We start from the raw sequence: 22,339 nt of genomic DNA, 5'->3' as shown, positions 1-22,339 counted from the left end.
ACCCGTGCACAATTCAGTCTCCGCGGCCGCGGCGCGCCGCACGAACCGCGTGTTTCCGCGGAACGTTCCGTAACACCCGCCCCGGGAGACTGAATGGCGAACAGTCCGCGCCGCGCGCCCTCCCAGCCCGCCCCGCCCCTCAGGCCGAGGCGCGCACCACGAGCTCGGTGTCGAGCACGGTCACGTGCTCGGGCGTGCCTCCGGCGAGCAGCCGCAGCAGCACCTCGGCCATCTGCTGGCCCTGCTGGTGCGAGGGCTGGCGCACGGTCGTGAGGTTCGGCTGCACCGCCGTGGCGACCGGCGAATCGTAGAACCCGATGATCGCGACGTCGGTGGGCACGCGGATGCCCGCCCGGCCGAGCACGGCCAGAGCGCCGCGCGCCATGAGGTCGCTCGCGATGAAGAGCGCGTCGAAGGAGGCCGCGGACTCGAGAATCCGCGCCATCGCCGCCGACCCGCCGTCGGCGGTGAAGTTGCCGTCCTCGACGGCGACGGGCACCATGCCGGCGTCGGCGAGGGCCGAGCGGAACCCGGCGAGACGGTCGATCCCGGCGGGCATCGAGACCGGTCCAGAGATGTGCGCGATCCGCCGGAAACCCTTGTCGATCAGGTACTTCGTCGCGTCGTAAGCCCCGGCGGTGTTGTCGACGTCGACGTAGTAGTCGTTCTCGCGCGCCCGCGCGGGCCGACCGCCGTAGACCACCGGCACCGACGTGGCGATGCGGTCGATGAAAGTGTCACTCGTGTGGTGCGACACGACGATCGCCCCGTCGACCGCGCCGCTGCGCACATACGCCGCCGTCTTGTCGCGGGGATCGTCGCTCGCGATGATGAGGTTCAGCACGTAGTCCGACCGGCTGAGCCGCGCGTTGATGCCCGAGACCACCGCCGCGAAAAACGGATCGCCGAAGAACCGGGTGGTGTCTTCGGGCACGACCAGCGCGATCGCCATCGTCGCCCGCGAGGCGAGCGAACGCGCCGCCCGGTTGGGCACGTAGCTGAGCTCGGCGATCGCCCGCTGCACGGCCTCGAGCGCAGCCGGGCTGACCGCCGTCGACCCGTTCACGACCCGCGACACCGTCGAGCGCGACACTCCGGCGGCCGCCGCGACCTCTTCGATCGTCGCTGCCGCACGCGGCGTCTCGATGGTCACGTAGGCAGGCCTATCTCTGAGCGGCGGCGGCTTCGCCGACGGGGGATGCCGGGGCCACATCGATGGCGCGCGCGGCGATCACCCGACGATACTCCAGCGCGCTGTCCTTCAGCGTCCGCTCCTGGGTGTCGTAGTCGACGTGCACGATGCCGAACCGCTTGCCGTAACCCCACGCCCACTCGAAGTTGTCCATGAGCGACCAGTAGAAGTAGCCGCGCACGTCGACGCCGGCGTCCTGCGCGTCGCGGATCGCGCCGAGGTGCGCCCGCAGGAACACGGTGCGCTCGACGTCGTGCACGCGCCGCGCCGCGGCGCCCGACCCGTCGGCAGCATCCGATCCCGAGGCATCCACCACATCGTCGTACGACGCGCCGTTCTCGGTGACGTACAGCACGGTGCCGGCGGGCTGCGCGTACTCGCGCCACACCCGCTCGAGCAGCGTGGTGAGGCCGGCGGGGTCGACCTCCCAGTTCATGTTGGTGCGCGGCAGACCCCGGTCGTGCCAGAAGATCCGCTCGTGCGAGGGGAACGGCGAGGTGATCTCGCGCGTCGTGGGCGCGTCGCCCGAGGCGGGCGCGTGCGGGTCGGGTGATCCGCCGACGAACTCCCCGTGGTAGTAGTTAACGCCGAGCGCATCGAGCGGCGTGGCGATGGCCTCGAGGTCGCCGGGGAGGGTCGCCTCGTCGAGAGCGGCGATCGCGGCGGGCGAGACGGCGCGGATGTCTTCGACGATGTCGGTCGGGTAGGCGCCGCGGAAGATCGGGTCGAGGAACCAGCGGTTGAACTGACCGTCGATGCGGCGGGCGGCGTCGACGTCGCCCGGAACGGCGGGGTCGACGGGCTCGGCGACCGTGAGGTTCAGGGTGATGCCGAGATCGAGCGACGCGTCGCGCGCGCGCAGTTCGCCCACCGTCTGCCCGTGGCCGAGCAGCAGGTGGTGGGCGGCGAGCACGCCGTCGGTGACGCTCGTGCGTCCGGGGGCGTGGATGCCGGCGGTGTAGCTCAGGAACGACGAGCACCACGGCTCGTTGAGGGTCGTCCAGTTCTGCACGCGGTCGCCGAGCGCGTCGTGCACCGACAGGGCGTACTCGGTGAACTGCTCGGCGGTGGAGCGCACCGTCCAGCCGCCGCGGTCCTCGATCGCCTGCGGCAGATCCCAGTGGTACAGGGTCAGCCAGGGCAGGATGTCCGCCGCGCGCAGCTCGTCGACGAGCCGCTTGTAGAAGTCGAGGCCCTTCTGGTTGACGGCCCCGCCGTCGGGGCGCACGCGCGCCCACGACACCGAGAAGCGGTAGGTGTCGAGCCCGAGCTCCTTCATCAGCGCGACGTCGGCCGGGTAGTGGTGGTAGTGGTCGCACGCCACGTCGCCGTTGTCGCCGTGGAGCACGGCGCCGGGCTCGCGGCTGAACGTGTCCCAGATCGAGGCGGTGCGCCCGTCTTCGAAGGCGGCGCCCTCGATCTGGTAGGCCGCGGTGGCGGCGCCGAACAGGAATCCGGGCGCGAAGGCGCGGGGGTTCTCACTCATGATGGTCCTTCCGGGAGCGGTCGGGCGTCAGCCCTTGACCGCACCTTGCATGATGCCACTGACCAGCTGGCGGCCGGCGAAGACGAACAGGATCAGCAGCGGGATCGTCGCCAGCAGCACGCCGGCGAGCACGATCGAGTAGTCGACGAAGTAGTTCGACTGGAGGAGCGACAGCGCGACGGGGAGCGTCGGGTTCTGCCGGTCGAGCACGATGAACGGCCAGAAGAAGTTGTTCCACGCCGACACGAAGGTGAACAGCGCCAGCATCGCGGCGGCGGGCCGCGCGGCGGGCAGCCCCACCGTGAGGAAGGTGCGGAACGAGGTCGCCCCGTCGACGCGCGCGGCCTCGATGAGCTCGTCGGGCACCGCCTGGCGCAGGTACTGGGTCATCCAGAACACGCCGAACGCGCTGACCAGGGCGGGCACGATGATCGCGCCGAGCTGGCCGGTCCAGCCGAGGTCGCTGAAGAGGATGTACAGCGGCACGACGCCGAGCTGCGTGGGCACCGCCATGGTCGCGATGACGAACACGAGCAGCCAGCTCGATCCGCGGAACTTCAGCTTCGCGAACGCCCACCCGGCGAGGGTGGAGAAGAACACGACCGACAGCGCGATGAGACCCGAGCTGATGATCGAGTTCCACAGGGCGACCCAGAAGTTCACCGCCGGGTCGTTGATCACCTTCGCCGCGTTGGAGAAGAAGTTGCCGCCCGTGTGTGGGTGCGAGAGTGCTTCGTCCGGCGGTGGCGCCTGCCGCTGTTCGTCCAGCGGTTTGGGAGCGCTCTCACCAGATGACCAACACGCTATGGGATCGCTCCCAAAATGGCAAGGGAGCGCTCCCATGACAGGTGGTCACGATTCGGTCACAGGCCGAGGCGGATAGACTGGCCGCACCCTCATCCCGCGACTCCTGGAGCCTCGAATGCCCACCATCGTCGTCGACGTCATGCCCAAGGCCGAGCTGCTCGATCCGCAGGGAAAGGCCGTCGCCGGGGCGCTCGCCCGGCTCGGATACGACGGGTTCGAGGGTGTCCGCATCGGCAAGCGGTTCGAGCTGACGGTGGCGGATGCCTCCGACGAGACCCTCGCCGCGGTGAAGACCATCGCCGAGGAGATCCTCTCCAACGCCGTGATCGAGGACGTCGTCGGCATCGAGGTCGCGGACGAGGCCGCCGGCGAGGCCTCCTCCGAGGCATCCAGCGGGGCCGCGCGGTGACCGCCCGGATCGGGGTCATCACCTTCCCCGGGTCGCTCGACGACGGCGACGCCCGCCGCGCGATCCGCCTCGCCGGAGCCGAGCCGGTCGCCCTCTGGCACGGCGCGCACGACCTCGAAGGGGTCGATGCCCTCGTGCTGCCGGGCGGGTTCAGCTACGGCGACTACCTGCGCGCCGGCGCGATCGCCGCGCTCGCGCCGATCATGACCGAGGTGAAGGATGCCGCGCACAAGGGCATGCCCGTCCTCGGCATCTGCAACGGCTTCCAGATGCTCGTCGAGGCGCACCTGCTGCCCGGTGGGCTGATCCGCAACGCCCACCAGCAGTTCATCCGCCGCGACCAGCGGCTGCGCGTCGAGAACGCGTCGACCGCCTGGACCTCGCAGTTCACGCCCGGGCAGGAGATCACGATCCCGCTGAAGAACGCCGACGGCGGCTACATCTGCTCGGCCGAGACGCTCGCCCGCATCGAGGGCGACGGGCTCGTGGCCTTCCGCTACGTCGGCGTCAACCCGAACGGCTCGCTCGACGACATCGCCGGTCTCACGAACGCGCGCGGCAACGTGGTCGGCCTCATGCCGCACCCTGAGCACGCCGTCGAGCCCGGTTTCGGCCCGAACACCCCCGCCGCCATGCGCTCGGGCGTCGACGGCCTGGCCTTCTTCACCTCCGCGATCGCGTCGCTCGCCGCCGCGGCCTGACCCGCGGCCTCTCGCGTAACGCGGGACCGCGCAACCGCGGAGATCTGCCGTTCTGCGGATCCCTCACGCACAGGCATCCGCAGTTGTGCAGATCTCCGCAGGGGCGCAGGGGTGCGGGACCGAGCCCCGCACTGGCCGGGCGGGTACGGTCGAGAGCATGACCCTCGCCGTCTCCGTGCCCACCGCCGAGCTCGCCCGCGACCTCGAACCGCTCCCCGACGGCGTCGAGGTGATCGTGTGGGAGATGGATGCCCCGGCGCCGCGCGCGCACCTCGACATCGTCGTGCCGCCGTACATGTCCGGCACGAGCGGGTTCGGGCACCTCGCCGGCGTCGAGACCCGGCTCGTGCAGGGCGAGTCGATCGGATACGAGGGCATCGAGGCGAAGCTGCCGCCCGGCGTCGTGTTCGCCAACGCCGCCACCGTGCACGAGACCTCGACCGCCGAGCTCGCCGTCGGCCTCACCCTCGCGGTGCAGCGGCACCTCGACGACTTCGCCCGCGACACCGCCGCGGGACGCTGGGCGCCGACCTACGCGCAGAGCCTCGCCGACCGGCGCGTGCTGCTGCTCGGCTACGGCGGCGTGGGCAAGGCCGTCGCCCGCCGGCTCGCCCCGTTCGAGGTCGACCTCGTGCCCGTCGCCTCGCACGCGCGCGTCGAGGACGGCGTGTCCGTGCACGGCATCGACGAGCTGGCGGAGCTGCTGCCGAGCGCCGAGATCGTGATCCTCACCCTCCCCGGCGGGGATGCCACGCGGCACATCATCGGCGAGGCCGAGCTCGCCGCACTTCCCGACGGCGCCCTCGTCGTCAACGTCGGGCGCGGCCCGCTCATCGACACCGACGCACTCGTGCGGCACACCGCGGCCGGCCGCATCCGTGCGGCGCTGGACGTCACCGACCCGGAGCCGCTGCCGGCGGGGCATCCGCTCTGGTCATCGCCGGGCGTGCTGATCTCGCCGCACGTCGGCGGCGCCTCGAGCGCCATGCACCCGCGGATCGCCGCGCTCGTCCGCCGTCAGATCGACCACCTGCTCGCGGGCGAAGAGTCCGAGAACATCGTCATCCGCACCTGACGCGCGCGGCCGGGCGCCGGGCGCGCCCGTCAGAGGCGCTGGGCGATGGATGCCGCGACCGTGAGCCAGGCATCGCGCGTCTCGGGCGACAGCGCGTCGAAGTCGATCGGGCCGCCGTCGACGAGCGCGGCGTCGAAGGGCACGTGCACGACGTCGGCGGTCACCTGCGCGAAGTGGCGCTCGAGGCGCTCCGCGAGCTTGCGGTCGGGCTTGGCCGAGGGCGCCGCGAGGATCGTGACGGCCTCGGCGATCTTCTGGTCGAAGCCCTTCTCGCGCAGTCCGTCGAGCAGCCACGCCGCCGAGGCGGCGGTGTCCTCACGCACGGTCGAGACGATCACGAGCTGGTCGGCGGCCGACACCGCGGCGACCCAGTTCGAGGCGCGCATGTTGTTGCCGGTGTCGACGATCAGCAGCCGGTAGTACCGCGAGAGCACACCGTGCAGCCGGTCGAAGGCGGCCGCGTCGATGGACGACGACGCCGCGGCATCCTCATCGGAGGCGAGCACATCGAAGCGCGCGTCGACCTGCGTGCGCACGTAGGTGTCGAGCGCGGCGAGGCTCGCCTGGCTCGGCTCGGCGAACGAGTCGAGGTGCTCGAGGAGGTCGACCGCGGTGCGGTGGTGCGGCGCGTTCTGCGCCCGCCAGCCGAGCGTGCCACGGGTCTCGTTGTTGTCCCACGCGAGGGTCGCGCCGCCGCGCTGCGTGCCGAACGTCGCCGCGAGCAGCAGCGTCGAGGTCGTCTTGTGCGCCCCGCCCTTGGGGTTCAGGATCACGATCGTGCGCGGACCGTCGAGCCGGCGCTGCACGAGCCGCTCGCGGTCGATGCGGGACTGCTCTGCCTTGCCGGGTCGCGGCGAGACGGCGCCGCCGGTCGCCCGCCGGATCGCGCCCTGCCAGCCCTCCGTGGCGCGCGGCTTCACGCGGTCGGCGCGCGAACCGAGGAGGTCCTCGACGGTCGGCGTCGCCCGCTGCACGGGGTCGCGGCGCACGCCCTCGCGGACGGTGTCGCGGCGGGCCGTCGCGGTGCGCGGCGTGGTGCTGCGCAGGGGCGCGGCGGGGGTGGATGCCTCGGGGACGGGCGTCTCGACGCCGGGAGTGCCGGCGGCGGGGGCCTCGACGGCGGGCGCCTCGGGCGCGGGCACGGCAGGAACCTGCGCGAGCTGCGCCGCCGGCGCCTCGGCGGCGACGGCTTCGGGCTCGGGTGCCTCGGGGGCATCCATCACCACCGCCGCCTCATCGCGGGTCTCGTCCGACCCGGCGACATCTGCGGTGAGATCACCCTCGGGCTCTGCGGCGGGTTCGGGCGCCGGGCCACCGGTCACCACGGGCACCTCGCCGGTGCGGAGCGGGCGCGGGGCCGAGGCGGGCTCGCCGTCTTCGGTCTCGGCGAGCGCGGTCGCCTCGATGAAGCTGCCGTCGGGGTGCACGATCAGGGGCCAGCGCACCTCGCCGTCGACGACCATCGCGGTCACGGGCTCGCCGGCCGAGGCCGCCAGCAGGCGGATCGCCTCGACGACGCGGCCGCGCAGCCCCTCCTCGGTCGACGCGAAGACCTCGTCGATCTCACCGGAGACGTGGATCTGCGCCACGGTGCTCGAGGTGTAGTGCACGGTCGGTTCGAAGCTGGCGGTTCCCACGGGGGCCTTTCTGTCGCGTTCTGGCGCTCCCGAGTATCCCACCCCGGCGTCCTCAGCCCCGAAACACCCTCAGACCTGACTCGTGCCATCTTTGCTCGACTTGGTTCCCGGACGGCCTGAGATCCTTGATTTTCCGCGGATCTCGCGCTGCCTTAGTGCCCGCCTGGCGCACTAAACCGGGGTTCTAGACTCGTGTTGCGTGGGCCTGTTCATCCGGAAGGTGCGCACCGCGTCGGGCGCGACAGCGGTGCAGATCGCGTCGAAGCAGTACGGCGTGCAGAAGATCGTCGAGCACATCGGCTCCGCTCACACGCCCGAGGATCTCGAGTTCCTCCTCGAGGTCGCCCGCACGAAGATCCAGGCCGGGCAGCTCGCGTTCGATCTGGACCGGCTCGCGCCGCAGAAGGTGACCGCGACACCGGAGATCGTCGGCTCCCAGGCCCGTGTCCTCTGGGATGTTCTCGAGCACGCTTACCGCGAGGTCGGGTTCGACTCGGTCGGGACCGACAGCTTCAAGCGTCTCGTGCTGGCGCGGATCATCGAGCCGACCAGCAAGGCTGACACGATCCGGGTGCTCGCGGAGATCGGTGTGAAGTCGCCGTCGTTGCGCACGATCTGGCGGACCCTCGCGCGTTGCGTCGAGGAGGACTGGCGATCGCAGCTCGCGGACGCGGCGCTGCGGAAGGTGACGGCGGCCGGGGCGCTGCAGGTGGTGATGTATGACGTGACCACGCTGTATTTCGAGGCGGAGCACGAGGACGCGCTCCGCAAGGTCGGGATGAGCAAGGAGCGGCGCGTCGATCCGCAGATCCTCGTCGGCCTGCTGGTCGATCAGGTGGGGTTCCCGCTGGAGGTCCATGCGTTCGAGGGCAACCGGGGCGAGACCACCGCCGCAACGAACGTTTACCCGCTCGTGTTGAGCGGGCCAGGAGAAAGCAGGTCAAGATGACCGTCGGAGACAGCATCAAGCGTGCTGCGGAAGGCACGAAAAACGTGACCGAGAAGGCCGTCGATGCGGTGGAGACGAAGGTCAGCGACGTCACCGACACCGTGCAGGATGCCCTGCACGACGCAGGGCAGAAGATCCAGGGCGCCGTCGGCCGCGACGAGGACAAGACGAAGTAGCACCCGAACCGAAGCGAGTCGTTCAATCCCCGCCGTCGCCGATGCAGATCTGGAGTGCGCCGGGCCGGACAGTGATTCGCGCCCGCACGACCAGGCCGAAGCTGTCGCCGTCGAGTTCGATTCCGTGCGGGGTCTCGAAGTGGGCCTCAAACCGCCGCCCCTGCGCGTACGCGAGCGCCTGGAGGTCCGGGGCGAGACGGATCATGCGGCGGCCGAGCCGGGAGCGATGCGCGACTCCTTGGAGAGTGAGACGGGTGCCGATCCCGGCCCACCCGAACCTGCCCTTGGGGCGCAGCATGACCACGTCCAGCAGCCCGTCGTCGACCTTCGCGGTGGGGATCAGCAGCATGTTGCCGGTCAAGGTGCCGCAGTTGCCGACGATGACCGTGTGCGCATGCGCCGACCGGGTCCGACCGCCATCGACCCGGTAATCCAGGTGGAACAGCTGATTCGCGATCACGGACCGGGCGATCGGGGCCACGTAGGCCATCCAGCCGAGGCGCTTCTTCGCCAGCGCGTTGGTGTTCTCCGCCATCTCCGCATCCAGCCCGATGCCGGCCATCACCAGGAACGTCCGGGTGCGCCGCGTCCCGTCCTCGTCCTCGAGCTCGGCGACCGCGACATCGACGCCCCGGGTCTCCCCGGTGAACGCGGCGGCGACAGAGCCCTCGACATCATTCAGCGGCAGACCGAGGTTGCGAGCCAGGAGGTTCCCGGTGCCCGCGGGCAGCAACGCCAGCGGCGTGCCCGTCTCGTAGACAGCTTCGGCGACCGTGCGAACGGTGCCGTCACCGCCCGCGACGATCACCACCGTCGGATCGCCCGCAAGCGCCTCCTCGGCCGCCCGCCGCCCGGAGTCATCGCTGCTGGTCTCGTACCAGCGTGACTCGCCCCACCCGTGCACACGCTCCTGTTCCTGCACGGCGCGTCGGGCCCGATCAAGCGGGACCTTGACCGGGTTGTAGACAACCGCCGCACGCCTCGTGTGCACCTTTTGAGCCTAGGTGTACTGACCTCGACCGTTGTTGATTCGGTCGATGGGGGTTTTGCCTCCGATGCCGAGGTGGTGCCTGTCTAGGTTGTAGTAGTCGAGCCAGGTCGTCAACCCTGCTTTTCGGTCGTCGTTCGAGCTCCAGGGGCGGGCGTAGGCCCACTCGGTGGCGAGGGTGCGGTTGAGGCGTTCGACTTTCCCGTTGGTCCAGGGGCAGTGCGGTTTGATGAACCGCTGTCGGATGCCGTGCGCGTCGACCACGGCCTTGAACGCGGCCGAGTGGCGGTAAGCGAACGCGTTGTCGCTGATGACGCGTTCGACTGTGACGCCGAGGCGCGCGTAGAACGCGATCGCGCGGTCGAGGACGCCCGCCGCGGTGGTGCCTTTCTCGTCGTCGTGGATCTCCGCGTAAGCAACTCGGGAATGGTCGTCGATGACGGTGTGCACGTAGTCGTAACCCAGGCCCCGCTTGCGCGCAGGACGTTGCCCGCGGCCATGCAGACGCCATCCGCCGCCGTCGGGGATACGGCCGAGTTTCTTCACATCAACGTGGATCAGGGACCCGGGATGATCATGCTCGTAACGCTGCGCGGATCGGCGGGTCGCGCGGATCACGGACCCCGTGACCGGGTCCAGCTCCCGCAGCAACGGCACGTGGTGGCGGCGCAACACCCTACCGACCGTTGAGGCCTGCAAGCCGAGCTTGTCAGCGATGAACACCGGCCCACGCCGAGTGAGGTGCCGCATGATCCGCACCCTCGCCTCCACGCACGCTTTGGTCTGGCGAGGGTGGGAGCGGGCGACGCTGGAACGATCGATCAGGCCCGCCGGGCCGCACTCCCGGAACCTGCGCCACCACCGCCACGCGGTCGTGCGGGAGATCCCCATTTCCGCGGCAACATGCGCGACCGCACGCCCCGACTGGATGCGCTGAACCATGATCAACCGGCCGGCCGGAGTCAGCCGGGCATTAGCGTGAGACAAGAGAGACCTCCGTGCGTTTGAGCTGAAGAACTTAGACAGCTCCAACTCGACCCCGGAGGTCTCTCCTACGTCAACAACGATCTGGGTCAGTACACCTAGCGCTTGACGAAATGGTAGCCGCGAAGAACTCCCGCGAGATGGCGGCGAAGTTTGACGCGGGCCGGGAACGGCTTAGCCTTCAGTTCGAACAGCCGAGTGAGACATGGTCAACTAGTGCGCTTCTTCGGACGGCACGGGACCTCCTGCTCACACCACCGACGTCAGATCCGTGGTGGAGATCAATCTCAATCACAACCTCGTTGGCACGGCTCGGTGAGCGTGGGCTCAGCGCAGACGCGGTCGTTCGTACAGGCCTGGCCCGCGACCTCGTGAAGTTGATTGTGCGTGACGCTGCCATGTTCTGGGCCGCATCTGTGGCTGAGGACATCGAACGAGTGGAGGTCCCAGATGTCCTTGCACCGTGGGTCGCCCTGTTGCAAGCGGACCCCTCCCTTGCGCGTCACAAGAACGAGCTTCCTCCGCACATCGCCTCCGTCGCTCTAGCCGGAGATTTAGGCGCGACAGCGGAGAAGTGGATCCGCAACGCCGCCATTGCACACATCGTGAGCTGGCGAGTGGATGATTATCTGGCTCTTCGGACTTTAGGTGGGGGTGGGTGATGTGCGGGGCCGCGTGGTGACGGGGTGGGGCGGGTCGAGGCCCCGAGGATCGGTAGCGATCAAGCTTCCTTTCCGTTCGGAGACCTCGACCCGTGCCCGATGCTACGGGGTGCGCCGCTGCGTGCCCGTCTTCTGCTGTCTACTGTGATCGCTGCGATGTGCTCGTCGGCCTCGGCGGGCTGCACGTGGTGGCTGTCGAGCGCTGCCGCGACGGCGTGCTCCTGATCGACGTCGAGTCCCCGCCGGGGCCGGTCGGGTGCCCGGGGTGCGGGCAGGTCGCCGAGTCGCGGGGCCGGAAGGCGCTCGTGCTGGTCGATGCGCCGATGAGCGCCGCTGCGGTGCGGGTCCGGTGGCGCAAGCGCAGGTTCCGGTGCGCTGATGAGGCGTGCCCGAGGGAGTCGTTCACCGAGCAGAACGCTCTGGTCGCCGCGCCTCGCGCCAAGCTCACGGCCCGAGCGGTGATCTGGGCGGTGGGGCAGATGCGGAGGGAGAACGCGTCGGTGCAGGGCGTCGCCCGCCAGCTCGGGGTGTCGTGGCGCACGGTCTGGCGACACGTCAGGCCGGTGCTCGAGACGCGCGCCGCGGACGGGTCCCGCTTCGACGGGGTCACCACGCTCGGCGTCGACGAGCACCTCTGGCACCACGTGTCCACCAGACCCGTCGCCGATGGCGGGCGGGGTCCGAAGGAACTGACCGGGATGGTCGACCTGTCGCGCGATGCGTCCGGGCGGGTGAGGGCCCGCCTGCTGGACCTCGTGCCCGGGCGCAGCGCGAAGGCCTACGCCGACTGGCTGCAAGAGCGCGGGCAGGAGTTCCGCGACGGGGTGCAGGTCGCGACGCTGGACCCGTTCGCCGGCTACAAGAAGGCCCTCGACGACGAGCTCGACGATACCGTCGCGGTGCTCGACGCGTTCCACGTCGTCAAGCTCGGCACCACCGCGGTCGATGAGGTCCGCCGCCGCGTCCAGCAAGACACCCTCGGGCACCGCGGACGCAGAGGTGATGCGCTCTACGGGATCCGCAACATCCTCCGCGCCGGGCAGGAACGACTCACCGACCGGCAGAAGGCCCGGCTCGATGCCGCGTTCACGCAGCGCGAGGAGCACGTCGAGGTCGACGTCGCCTGGCAGGCCGCGCAGCAACTCCGCGACGCCTACCGGCATGCCGACCTCGCCACCGGGCGCAAGATCGCCGAGCACGTGCTCGAATCGCTCCCGACCTGCCCGATCCCCGAGATCGCCCGACTCGGCCGCACCCTGCGTCAGTGGCGGGCCGCGTTCCTGTCCTACTGGGATACCGACCGGTCATCCAACGGCGGCACCGAGGCCGTGAACGGCCTCATCGAACTCGCCCGCCGCGTCGCCCGCGGCTTCCGCAACTACGACAACTACCGACTCCGCATGCTCCTCATCGCCGGCGGCCTCGACCCCACCACCCCCACCTAAAGTCCGAAGAGCCGATTATCTCCACGTCGAACGCGAACCGAGGGACTTGGTCTTGCCCGGCGGGAAGGATGTCACGCACTGGGTCACGGAAAGGTTCACTCTGACCTACGTGCCCGAGTGGCGCGCGACCTCGCTCCAATGGGAGCAGATGTTGAACTCCAATCCCAGCGAAACAGCAAGCGCGGCTGGCGTGCCCCTTGCGCTGCTGCAGGAGCGAGCCGTCACGGCCGAGATGCTGAATAGCGCTCTGCGAGCCAAGCTAATCGGGCGTGTGGACGAAGAATTCGAGCAGCGCGAGTTGGGTGACTCTTCGATCGCCGCTCTTGCACGACTCCTGGAGGGGCGGCAATACGAAACCGCCCTACAGATGGCGCAGAGATTCCACGAGGCCCAACCGCAGGCGACGCACTTCGCGATGGCCTACGCGTTCTGCCTGATTCCCATCAACGCCGCCCGCGCCCGTTCAAGCCTCGAGAACTTCCAGCCTTCGGAGGGCAGCATCGGAGCGACGATACGTGAAATCAATCTGGCGAGCTGCGCGCTGATCGATCGAAACCTCGACAAGGCGGCTGAGCACGTCGCCAGCATCGTCACCGAATCAGACAGTGCAGCCTGGCTGTGGGATCCAGTCAGTTTGGTCCTAGGTGAACCGGCTCTTCGGACTTTAGGTGGGGGTGGTGGGGTCGAGGCCGCCGGCGATGAGGAGCATGCGGAGTCGGTAGTTGTCGTAGTTGCGGAAGCCGCGGGCGACGCGGCGGGCGAGTTCGATGAGGCCGTTCACGGCCTCGGTGCCGCCGTTGGATGACCGGTCGGTATCCCAGTAGGACAGGAACGCGGCCCGCCACTGACGCAGGGTGCGGCCGAGTCGGGCGATCTCGGGGATCGGGCAGGTCGGGAGCGATTCGAGCACGTGCTCGGCGATCTTGCGCCCGGTGGCGAGGTCGGCATGCCGGTAGGCGTCGCGGAGTTGCTGCGCGGCCTGCCAGGCGACGTCGACCTCGACGTGCTCCTCGCGCTGCGTGAACGCGGCATCGAGCCGGGCCTTCTGCCGGTCGGTGAGTCGTTCCTGCCCGGCGCGGAGGATGTTGCGGATCCCGTAGAGCGCATCACCTCTGCGTCCGCGGTGCCCGAGGGTGTCTTGCTGGACGCGGCGGCGGACCTCATCGACCGCGGTGGTGCCGAGCTTGACGACGTGGAACGCGTCGAGCACCGCGACGGTATCGTCGAGCTCGTCGTCGAGGGCCTTCTTGTAGCCGGCGAACGGGTCCAGCGTCGCGACCTGCACCCCGTCGCGGAACTCCTGCCCGCGCTCTTGCAGCCAGTCGGCGTAGGCCTTCGCGCTGCGCCCGGGCACGAGGTCCAGCAGGCGGGCCCTCACCCGCCCGGACGCATCGCGCGACAGGTCGACCATCCCGGTCAGTTCCTTCGGACCCCGCCCGCCATCGGCGACGGGTCTGGTGGACACGTGGTGCCAGAGGTGCTCGTCGACGCCGAGCGTGGTGACCCCGTCGAAGCGGGACCCGTCCGCGGCGCGCGTCTCGAGCACCGGCCTGACGTGTCGCCAGACCGTGCGCCACGACACCCCGAGCTGGCGGGCGACGCCCTGCACCGACGCGTTCTCCCTCCGCATCTGCCCCACCGCCCAGATCACCGCTCGGGCCGTGAGCTTGGCGCGAGGCGCGGCGACCAGAGCGTTCTGCTCGGTGAACGACTCCCTCGGGCACGCCTCATCAGCGCACCGGAACCTGCGCTTGCGCCACCGGACCCGCACCGCAGCGGCGCTCATCGGCGCATCGACCAGCACGAGCGCCTTCCGGCCCCGCGACTCGGCGACCTGCCCGCACCCCGGGCACCCGACCGGCCCCGGCGGGGACTCGACGTCGATCAGGAGCACGCCGTCGCGGCAGCGCTCGACAGCCACCACGTGCAGCCCGCCGAGGCCGACGAGCACATCGCAGCGATCACAGTAGACAGCAGAAGACGGGCACGCAGCGGCGCACCCCGTAGCATCGGGCACGGGTCGAGGTCTCCGAACGGAAAGGAAGCTTGATCGCTACCGATCCTCGGGGCCTCGACCCGCCCCACCCCGTCACCACGCGGCCCCGCACATCACCCACCCCCACCTAAAGTCCGAAGAGCCGGTGAACCACTGGTCCGTTATTGGCACATCGAAGAATGGGCGGAACAGTTCACGGTGGCGAAGTCAATGATCACTCCGCGAACCGCCGAAGTTCCTTCATCGGGATCATGAGGTGCAAGTCCTCGATCGGGGACTGAAGGAAGTCGCCATGGTGGAGGTAGAAGCTCTTCGCGCTTTCGTCACGACAGTGGATCAGGACGGCGGCCGCGCCAATACTTCCGCTGATGTGAAAAGACCGTATGAGCGCGTCGCGGAGCAGCCCCCACCCTAGGCCGGCTCCCTTGAATTCCTCGTCCACAGCGAGCCGCGCTAGGAGGATGCACGGGATTTGGGACGGTCGACGCTCAGCAAGTCGTGCGGGAGCGTCGCCGACGGCAACGGCAGCCATGGTGATCGAATAAAATCCAGCCACCCGATCACCATGGCGCGCAACGTATGTTGTCGCATTGTTTGCCGCTTGGTTCTCCCAAGCGAAGCGTGTGAACCAGTCGTCGAGCTCGTTCGCGCCGCTGTGAAACGCGCTTCGGTCGTCGCTCTTCTCAAGCTTGCGGGGCGCGGAGAAACTCGTCACGCCTTGTCCGAGAACACAGACGGTCGAGCAAACAACTTCTCGAACTTCGTCGTCGACGGCAGGGGTGCATCAAGGAGCCGCTTAAACTCCTCGAACTGGTCTTCGGTTGCGATGAACCAACGGCGATCAGCCATGACTCTCTCCGCATGTTCCACGGCGCTTCCAAGGATGAACTCGGTCAACGTGTGATCAGTAGCCTCGGCGGCACGACGGAGCAACGACTCTTGACGGTCCGTGGCGCGCAGGTTGATTCTTTGATTTTTGGCGAGTCGAGTATCGACTGCAGACTCAGACATCGGAATCTCCTTCTTGTACACACAGGGTACGTACATCCCCTCGTTCTTGTCAACTTTCGGCCTCGATTGAGTTCGCGCGCCGATGAGACTCATCGACTTCGAGTGATGCAGCGCCGCGTTCTTTGGCCCGGGAGCCTTATTCACACACCCGTAAGGGGACTGACGTGTCTCAGGGCGGTTCCTCGATGAGGAGGCCGCGATACGCGCGAACGCCACCACCTTCGCGCAAATCGCACGCAACGGCTCCCGATGGCGTGCACCTGCTTCTTCGTCGTAACGCCCGTGACGAAGCAGGATCGAGCGGCGTTATCAAGGCCGGAGTGCAGGGTCCCGGAGCCCACAGTCACCATCCGCGCAACACGCGCAGCGACGGGATGTCCACCGACATATCGACGAGATCGAGCAGCGCGGCGTTCCCCTCCGCCGCATCTCGGCCAAGGCTTACGACCGTGTGCCCGTCGGCAGTCGTTCCGGACCCCGCGACGTGCATGTGTCCGTGGAAGAGAAGCTTCGGGTTTACCGCAGTCCAGACCTTGTCCACCTGGGCGCGCGACGCTGCTGATTCCTCGAGCGCATCGTCGGGAAAGCCGTTGGGGTTGCAACGCAGAAGTGCGGCAACTTGCGCAACTGGTGTGTCATCGGGGCTCTCGTGCGTGACCATCACGTCGGCCGATCGCGCGGACGCGGCGACTACGTGCTCGTCGAGGATCCGTTCGTCATCCCACCAGTCTTTGCCCGGCGTGCGCCACTTGCGGTCGACGGAGGCCGCTCCTCCGAGGCTCAGGATTTCCCGGCCGTGAATCTCGAGTCGCCACGGCCGCGGGAGTAGCCACACGAACTGGGATACGCGGATGGCCCGACCGGGGTGAGCCTCCAACAGCGGCGTGTACTCGTTGTAGGGCTCGTGATTCCCGAGCGTCACGAGAATCCTCTCGATACCGCTGCGGCGGCTCCAATAGTCGACGGCGCGCGAATCCATCCACCAATCGCCTGCGTGGAGGATCGTGGTGATGCCGCGGTCGTAGCGGTGCAGGGCCGGCAGGAGGGTCTGCAGCCAGCCGACGTTTCCCGTGGAAGTCGCCGCACACCCAGACACGCGGGTCGGGTAGCGCCATCGTTGCGACTGACTCGAACACCTTCATCGCACGATCCTCACATGCACGACGCGGTTCGCCGCCGCGCCGTGCATGCATTTGGATCAGGAAGCCAGCTCATGGGCTTCCCGGATCTGGGCCTCCACCCGCCGCCGGTGCACCAGCTGGTGGTACCTCCCGGACTTTCCGCTGCGGACCATAGGAGCCATGCCTACCTTTTCCAGCACCTCGTCGATCTCGTCACGCTCCTTCTGGTGGACGAACTTCTGGATCTTGCCGAGGTTGGCGACCGCCACGCCGACCGCAGCGAAGAGGTACTTCGAGGTCGCGCCGCGGACGCGACGATTGCTCGCGACGTGCAGGTTGATCCCGCTCTCGCCCTTGATGCTCCAGTTGAACGACTCGACGAGATTGCGGCGACCGTAGTGGAGCTGCCACTCCCTGGTGCCGTAGGCGAAGTCCTGCCGGTACTTCAGTGCCCTTCCGCCGTCGGCGTCACGCGGCAGAGCGATGCTGCTCTTGTTCGTGCAGGCTTTTCCTGGGCTGACCGGGACGCCCTGGATCGGAAACTTGGCGCCGGCCGGAAGGAAGGCCTTCAGCGGACACCACACTGTGGAGTTCGGGCGCGCGGCCGGGCACACCATGGGCGTGTTGCCCAACTTGTCAGGCTTCTCCTTCGGGCGGAACTCGTACATCGCGCGGAGCTCGAAACGGTCGGTGAAGTCGGGCATCGTGCTGGGCTTACCGCGGCTGATGAGGCTGTCGTGTCGCTCCCGTGCTGCCGCCCATTCGGCGCCGAGGTTGCGGAGCTCCTCCAGCATCGACGGCGAGTACCAGCGGCCATCGACCAGAATCATGCCTTCGTGCTGCGCCTGGATACCGAACTCGTTCCTCTTGTAGTCCATGACGACTGCGATGCCGTGGTCGAACAGGTGCCGATGAAGATCCTCGACCTTCGCGCCGGGGAGGTACGCGCGGTCGGCGATGTACTCCTTGATCACGTGCCCTCGCTTCAGCGTTCCCTCCAGCACCTTGAGGGCATTTGCCCCGGGCATCTCCCCCGGCTTGTGATGCGCGATCCCGAGTGCCAGCATCGGCGTCTCTTTTGTGCGATGCGGGTCGGGGTGCATACCGACGAGGATGTCGAGCTCGAAGGCGTACTTCACCTTCGTCATGGGCTGCGACCCATCGTCCGCGTGATCCTCCGTGTGCCGCACGTAGAACCCGGCTTCAGGTTCGCTCGAGAGCTTCTCGTTCGGGCCGAGAGCGTTCTTTCGGCTCCTTCCGACTCCACGAGCGAATTCGGGAAGCGGTGTTGCGTCGAACGCGACCGTGTATGCCGCCGGACGATATGCCTCAGGAAGCTCGGGGAGAGTTGCTTCGATCAGCGCATTGGCGAGCTGATCGCGCGCGAGCGCGGCCCAGACGAGCGACCACACGCGCCGCCCCGTCGCGATCGCGAGGGCGAGCGGGCCGAGCACCTCGATAGTGACCGTCACGCCGAGCGGCAGCCGCTCGAGCGCGAGGTAAAACAGGCCGTTCATCGCCGCCAGCACGAATCCGAACACGCCCACGGCACCCCAGTCACGCCGCGAGTGCCCGCCCAGACGCGGGCGCGTCACGGCGAGCAGGATCAGCGCCGAGAAGCCGAGCCGCAGCAGCACCATCCCGAGCGGCCCCGCCTCGGGGAACAGCAGCACGGCGATCGAGGCGCCGACCTCCTGACACACGAGCCCCGCGACGACGAGCATCACCGCGGGCGCCGGCGACGCGCTCGCCCCCGCGCGGGGGCCGGTCATCACGGCAGCGGGCAGACGGCGGCCGCGGCGACCTGAGCGCCCATGTCCTCGGCCGTCCAGGGCAGACCGGCGTCGGGCGCGGTCTCGCCGGGCGCCGCCGGCAGCTTCGACGCGATCGCCGCCAGCTGCCAGGCGAGGCTCCGCACCAGCGTGTTCGATGCGCGCGAGTTGTTGAGCACGGCGACGACGGTCATGCCGGTGTTGCGATCGGCGAATGCCGCCGTGAGGTAGCCGGGGATCGAGCCGTACTGGCCGACGAGGCTCCCCGCCTGGTAGGTGCCGCCCTTGGCGGTGAACCACGACGGGGCATCCGCCGCCGCCGGCATCGGGTTCTCGAACCGCGCGTCGGTGTCGTAGGGCCGCGCGCCGGTGGCGAGCGCCTGCGTGTACCGGCCGAGGTCGGTGAGGTCGGAGACGACACCCCACGCGGTGAACCCGGCGCTCGGCGACAGGTCGGTGATGTCGACCGGCGCGGCGCACGCGACGCTGCCGTCCTCGGCGTTCGGAGACCAGAGGCCGGAGAGCTGGACGCCGGCCGACGACGCGCTCGCGTCGGGTGCGGGCAGCGCCGTGGCATCCATCTCGGTCGGCGTGAAGACGAACGCGTCGAGCAGCTCCGCGGCCGACTTGCGACTGGCGTGCTCCAGCGCGAGGCCGAGCAGCACGTACCCGGTGTCGGAGTCGGCGAACGCCGCGCCCGGCTGCGTCGCCGCAGACGACCCCGTGCCGTAGGCGACGAGCTCGCGCGGGCTCCATGTGCGCGTCGGGTTCGCCATGAAGCGGCCGTTCAGGCGGTCGCTGTACGTCCCGAATCCGCTCGTCGAATCGCACAGCTGGCCGAGGGTGACCGCCTCGTGGCCAGGCAGCCCCGGAACGTACTTGGTGACGCTGTCGGAGAGGGCGACCGTGCCCTGCTCGACCAGGCCGTAGAGCACATCGCAGGTCATCGCGCGCGTGACCGCGCCCGCCTTGAACGTGTTGCTCGTGCTCGTGTCCTTGCCCTCGGGCGCAACCGTGCCGACGCCCTTCAGCCACGTGCCCGCCCACGGCGCCCAGACGCCGACGATCGCGCCCGTCGAGCCCGATGCGGCGACCGCGAGATCGACCGCTCCCTGCAGCTGCGCCTGCGCCTCGTCGGAGAAGGAGGCGTCGACCTGAGTCGGCAGATCGAGACCTTCGGATGCCTCGGGCGCACACGCCACCAACGACAGAACGACGATCGCCGCACACGCCGCAGCGGTCCACCGCCGCACGCGCAAAGAGCCCGCCATCCTCACCCCCGATAGTCCTCACCAGCGTAGATCATGCCCGCGCCGCGACCGTGCATCCGGGGTGCCCGGCGCGGTCCCGCCGCCGGCGGGGTGCATAGGCTGAGCGGATGCCGCACACTTTCGACGACGCCGCCCTCGCGGGCGTGCTCGTCCACATGAACGATGACCACACCGACGACAACCTGCTGATCGCCCGCGCCTTCTCGCCGCTGCCCGACGTGATCTCCTCGACGATGACGACCTTCGACGGCGCCGCCGGCCAGTGGCATGTGATCACCGCCGACGGCGCCGAAGACGTCATCCGCGTGCCGTGGCCCGGCGGCGAGATCACCGAACGCCGCGAGGTGCGCCGAGAGATCGTCGCCCTTTACGACGCCGCCTGCGCGCGGCTCGGCGTGGAGCCCCGTCCGCACGACTGACCTCGTGCGCTGATCCGTGCGCCGGGGGCCGCCCCGGCCGCCGACCCCGGGCCCCTCGGCGACCCTGGGCGTTCTCCTTCGAAACCTTCAGGTTAGTTGAGCCTTAGTTTCAGCTATGCTGACGGTCATGGCTGAGCTCGTCCCGTTCTCGACCGCCCTGCGCGAGCGCTCGCGCAACGCCCATTCCGGCAGCGAAGGCGCCGGTTTCATGAGCGATCTCATGCGCGGAAACGGCACCCGCGACGACTACGTCGCCCTCGTCGCGCAGCACTGGTTCATCTACGAGACGCTCGAGGCGGCGGCCGACGCGATGCGGGATGACCCAATCGCGGCCCCGTTCATCACCGAGAAGCTGACGCGCCTCCCGGCCCTCGAGGCCGACCTCGCCTACCTGATCGGCGACGACTGGCGCAGCCGCATCACCCCGCTGCCGACCACCGAGCGCTACGTCGCGCGCATCGAGGAGGTCGCCTCGACCTGGCCCGGGGGCTTCGTCGCACACCACTACACCCGCTACCTCGGCGACCTCTCGGGCGGCCAGTTCATCGGCAAGATCATGGCGCGCCAGTTCGAGCTCGGCTCCAACGGCATCGGGTTCTACGTCTTCGACGAGATCGCCGACCCGGCCGCGTTCAAGGACGTCTACCGCGAGCAGCTCGACGCCGCGCCGTGGGATGCCGTCGAGGCCGAGCGCGTCATCGACGAGGTGCTCCTGGCGTACCAGTTCAACACCGACCTGTTCGTCGACCTCGCCGCGGCCAAGGCCGAGGCATCCACCGCCACCGTCGCCTGACCCGCGCCCACGCGGGGGATGCCCCGGGTCAGAACCCCGACGCGCGCACGCCGGCCATGAAGCGGCGGACGTCGGCGTCGACGAGGATGTCGCTCGGGCGCAGCGGACGCGTCAGGTAGAGGCCGTCCAGCGAGGTCAGCCGTGACAGCGCGACGTAGGTCTGACCCGGCGCGAACGCGCCCGAGCCGAGGTCGATCACGGCGCGGTCGTACGTCTTGCCCTGCGACTTGTGGATCGTGACCGCCCACGCGAGCCGCAGCGGAAACTGGGTGAACTCGGCGACGATGTCGCGGGTGAGCTTGCGGGTCGCGGGATCGTACGCGTAGCGGAACCTCTCCCACACCGCCGGCTCGACGTCGTGCTCCTCGCCGTCGAGCTCGACGCGCACGGTGCCCCCGGCGATACGCGTCACCGTGCCGATCGAGCCGTTGACCCAGCGCGGGCCGCCGCCGCCGGGCGCGCCGTACCCGGCGATGTCGTTGCGCAGGAACATCACCTGCGCCCCGACCTTTAGCTGCAGCTCGGCGTCGGCGGGGTAGCCGCTCTCGCCGCGGCCGAAGTCGCCCGACACCTCCGCCCGCGCCGTCTGCACGGGCCCGGTCAGGGCGTCGAGGTGCCGCTGGTTGATGCGGTTCACGATGTCGTTGCGCGTCGCGAGCGTGATGATCGGGTGCTCCCCCTCGACCGGCTCGGGCACCGGCCGCGCACCCGCGGCGTTCAGCTGACCGGCGATGTCGGCCGTCACGACGCCGTAGCGCACGGCGTTGAGCATCGCCTTGAACCCGTCGTCGGCCTGGCGGTGGATCTCGCGCAGCTCGCGGATGTTCAGCGGCGCCCCCACCCGCCCGAGGTCGAGCAGCCCGTCGGAGCGGATGGCTCCGCCCAGCGACCCGGCGGCGTCGGGCCGCGGCCCCGCCCACACCTGGGCGTCGAAGAACCAGAACGAGCGGTAGTGGTCGTCGACGTACTTGCGCTCGTCGCCGCGCGGCGGCACCGGGGCCAGCTGGTACGGGTCGCCGAACATGACGATCTGCACCCCGCCGAACGGCTCGGAGCGCCGGCGCCGCGCCTGACGGAGCGAGCGGTCGATGGCATCCATCACGTCGGCGTTCACCATCGAGATCTCGTCGATGACGAGCGTGTCGATCGCGTTCAGGATCTTGCGGGCGGGCTCCGACTGCTCGAGCTCGCTGTCGGCGATCAGCCCGATCGGCAGTCGGAACAGCGAGTGGATCGTCTGCCCCTCGACGTTGAGCGCCGCGACGCCGGTCGGCGCGCACACCGCGATCTGCTTCTCGGTGTTCCAGGCCAGGTGCTGCAGCAGCGTCGACTTGCCGGTCCCGGCGCGCCCCGTGACGAACACGTGCTCGCGGGTGTCTTCGATGAGCCGGAACAGCTCCTCCTGCTCGGCAGAGAGGGGCGGCAGGCTCATTCGTTCCATGGTA

Annotated in this window: 19 protein-coding genes and 2 pseudogenes; 8 read left to right on the top strand and 13 right to left on the bottom strand. The window is 69.2% G+C overall.

What is annotated here, in order from left to right; all coding sequences use genetic code 11:
* Positions 1-139: 139 nt before the first annotated feature.
* The 3 genes and pseudogenes from FHX68_RS09600 to FHX68_RS09590 form a co-directional block, all read right to left on the bottom strand.
* Positions 140-1,153: a LacI family DNA-binding transcriptional regulator gene (locus FHX68_RS09600; RefSeq protein ID WP_141381012.1), complete on the bottom strand. Its 1,014-nt coding sequence runs from the start codon at positions 1,151-1,153 to the stop codon at positions 140-142.
* Positions 1,154-1,163: 10 nt separating this feature from the next.
* Complete coding sequence (locus tag FHX68_RS09595; RefSeq protein ID WP_141381011.1) at positions 1,164-2,678, bottom strand: GH1 family beta-glucosidase; 1,515 nt, start codon at positions 2,676-2,678, stop codon at positions 1,164-1,166.
* Positions 2,679-2,705: 27 nt separating this feature from the next.
* A pseudogene (locus FHX68_RS09590) lies at positions 2,706-3,389 on the bottom strand (carbohydrate ABC transporter permease); the annotation flags it as partial.
* Positions 3,390-3,600: 211 nt separating this feature from the next.
* Between FHX68_RS09590 and purS the strand changes: the two are divergent.
* The 3 genes from purS to FHX68_RS09575 all read left to right on the top strand — a co-directional run bounded on the left by purS (position 3,601) and on the right by FHX68_RS09575 (position 5,670).
* The gene (purS, locus tag FHX68_RS09585; RefSeq protein ID WP_141381010.1) at positions 3,601-3,894 is read left to right on the top strand and encodes a phosphoribosylformylglycinamidine synthase subunit PurS; all 294 of its coding nucleotides are present in this window, start codon (positions 3,601-3,603) and stop codon (positions 3,892-3,894) included.
* Entirely contained in the window at positions 3,891-4,595 is a 705-nt protein-coding gene (gene purQ, locus FHX68_RS09580) for a phosphoribosylformylglycinamidine synthase subunit PurQ (protein WP_141381009.1), read from the top strand. The genes purS and purQ overlap by 4 nt, the downstream gene beginning before the upstream one ends.
* A gap of 157 nt (positions 4,596-4,752) precedes the next feature.
* On the top strand, positions 4,753-5,670 hold the full coding sequence (locus FHX68_RS09575) for a 2-hydroxyacid dehydrogenase (RefSeq protein ID WP_141381008.1): 918 nt from the start codon (positions 4,753-4,755) through the stop codon (positions 5,668-5,670).
* A gap of 29 nt (positions 5,671-5,699) precedes the next feature.
* Here the strand turns inward: FHX68_RS09575 and FHX68_RS09570 are convergent, their stop codons facing one another.
* On the bottom strand, positions 5,700-7,307 hold the full coding sequence (locus tag FHX68_RS09570; protein ID WP_141381007.1) for a MinD/ParA family ATP-binding protein: 1,608 nt from the start codon (positions 7,305-7,307) through the stop codon (positions 5,700-5,702).
* A gap of 199 nt (positions 7,308-7,506) precedes the next feature.
* Between FHX68_RS09570 and FHX68_RS15220 the strand changes: the two are divergent.
* Together FHX68_RS15220 and FHX68_RS09555 are read left to right on the top strand one after the other, a co-directional pair.
* Positions 7,507-8,193: pseudogene (locus FHX68_RS15220) on the top strand (IS1634 family transposase); the annotation flags it as partial.
* A 59-nt stretch (positions 8,194-8,252) separates the two neighbouring features.
* Entirely contained in the window at positions 8,253-8,432 is a 180-nt protein-coding gene (locus tag FHX68_RS09555; protein WP_141381646.1) for a hypothetical protein, read from the top strand.
* A 22-nt stretch (positions 8,433-8,454) separates the two neighbouring features.
* On the opposite strand, the gene FHX68_RS09550 is transcribed toward FHX68_RS09555, so the two are convergent.
* Both FHX68_RS09550 and FHX68_RS09545 read right to left on the bottom strand, forming a co-directional pair.
* The gene (locus FHX68_RS09550) at positions 8,455-9,423 is read right to left on the bottom strand and encodes a diacylglycerol/lipid kinase family protein (protein WP_141381647.1); all 969 of its coding nucleotides are present in this window, start codon (positions 9,421-9,423) and stop codon (positions 8,455-8,457) included.
* A gap of 9 nt (positions 9,424-9,432) precedes the next feature.
* Positions 9,433-10,407 (bottom strand): IS481 family transposase, encoded by a 975-nt coding sequence (locus FHX68_RS09545; RefSeq protein WP_141920038.1) that lies wholly within the window; start codon positions 10,405-10,407, stop codon positions 9,433-9,435.
* 751 nt (positions 10,408-11,158) lie between these two features.
* On the opposite strand from FHX68_RS09545, the gene FHX68_RS09540 reads away from it, so the two are divergent.
* Positions 11,159-12,511: an ISL3 family transposase gene (locus FHX68_RS09540; RefSeq protein ID WP_425325858.1), complete on the top strand. Its 1,353-nt coding sequence runs from the start codon at positions 11,159-11,161 to the stop codon at positions 12,509-12,511.
* Positions 12,512-13,175: 664 nt separating this feature from the next.
* Here FHX68_RS09540 and FHX68_RS09535 read toward each other — a convergent pair.
* The 6 genes from FHX68_RS09535 to FHX68_RS09510 all read right to left on the bottom strand — a co-directional run bounded on the left by FHX68_RS09535 (position 13,176) and on the right by FHX68_RS09510 (position 19,613).
* Positions 13,176-14,528, bottom strand: coding sequence for an ISL3 family transposase (locus tag FHX68_RS09535; RefSeq protein WP_425325858.1), 1,353 nt, complete (start codon positions 14,526-14,528; stop codon positions 13,176-13,178).
* A gap of 193 nt (positions 14,529-14,721) precedes the next feature.
* Positions 14,722-15,222 (bottom strand): GNAT family N-acetyltransferase, encoded by a 501-nt coding sequence (locus FHX68_RS09530; RefSeq protein WP_141380644.1) that lies wholly within the window; start codon positions 15,220-15,222, stop codon positions 14,722-14,724.
* Positions 15,219-15,518 (bottom strand): type II toxin-antitoxin system TacA family antitoxin, encoded by a 300-nt coding sequence (locus tag FHX68_RS09525; protein WP_141380643.1) that lies wholly within the window; start codon positions 15,516-15,518, stop codon positions 15,219-15,221. Before FHX68_RS09525 ends, FHX68_RS09530 begins: the two co-directional genes overlap by 4 nt.
* Positions 15,519-15,861: 343 nt before the next feature.
* Positions 15,862-16,614 (bottom strand): metallophosphoesterase family protein, encoded by a 753-nt coding sequence (locus FHX68_RS09520; RefSeq protein WP_141380642.1) that lies wholly within the window; start codon positions 16,612-16,614, stop codon positions 15,862-15,864.
* A 102-nt stretch (positions 16,615-16,716) separates the two neighbouring features.
* The gene (locus tag FHX68_RS15910; protein ID WP_229661580.1) at positions 16,717-18,363 is read right to left on the bottom strand and encodes an EamA family transporter; all 1,647 of its coding nucleotides are present in this window, start codon (positions 18,361-18,363) and stop codon (positions 16,717-16,719) included.
* 47 nt (positions 18,364-18,410) lie between these two features.
* Positions 18,411-19,613 (bottom strand): serine hydrolase domain-containing protein, encoded by a 1,203-nt coding sequence (locus FHX68_RS09510; protein WP_244926850.1) that lies wholly within the window; start codon positions 19,611-19,613, stop codon positions 18,411-18,413.
* Between the two features lie 176 nt (positions 19,614-19,789).
* Between FHX68_RS09510 and FHX68_RS09505 the strand changes: the two genes are divergently transcribed.
* The gene (locus FHX68_RS09505; protein WP_141380640.1) at positions 19,790-20,101 is read left to right on the top strand and encodes a DUF2470 domain-containing protein; all 312 of its coding nucleotides are present in this window, start codon (positions 19,790-19,792) and stop codon (positions 20,099-20,101) included.
* A gap of 127 nt (positions 20,102-20,228) precedes the next feature.
* Positions 20,229-20,894, top strand: coding sequence for a biliverdin-producing heme oxygenase (locus FHX68_RS09500; protein ID WP_141380639.1), 666 nt, complete (start codon positions 20,229-20,231; stop codon positions 20,892-20,894).
* A gap of 28 nt (positions 20,895-20,922) precedes the next feature.
* Here the strand turns inward: FHX68_RS09500 and FHX68_RS09495 are convergent, their stop codons facing one another.
* Positions 20,923-22,326, bottom strand: a complete 1,404-nt coding sequence (locus tag FHX68_RS09495) for an ATP-dependent DNA helicase (RefSeq protein WP_174799142.1) — start codon at positions 22,324-22,326, stop codon at positions 20,923-20,925.
* Positions 22,327-22,339: the final 13 nt, after the last annotated feature.

The organism is Microbacterium lacticum, assembly GCF_006716815.1.
In the GTDB taxonomy this organism is placed as follows: Bacteria; Actinomycetota; Actinomycetes; order Actinomycetales; family Microbacteriaceae; genus Microbacterium; species Microbacterium lacticum.
Note: the sequence above shows the minus strand (reverse complement) of the source record. Positions and strands in the feature narration are given on the sequence as shown.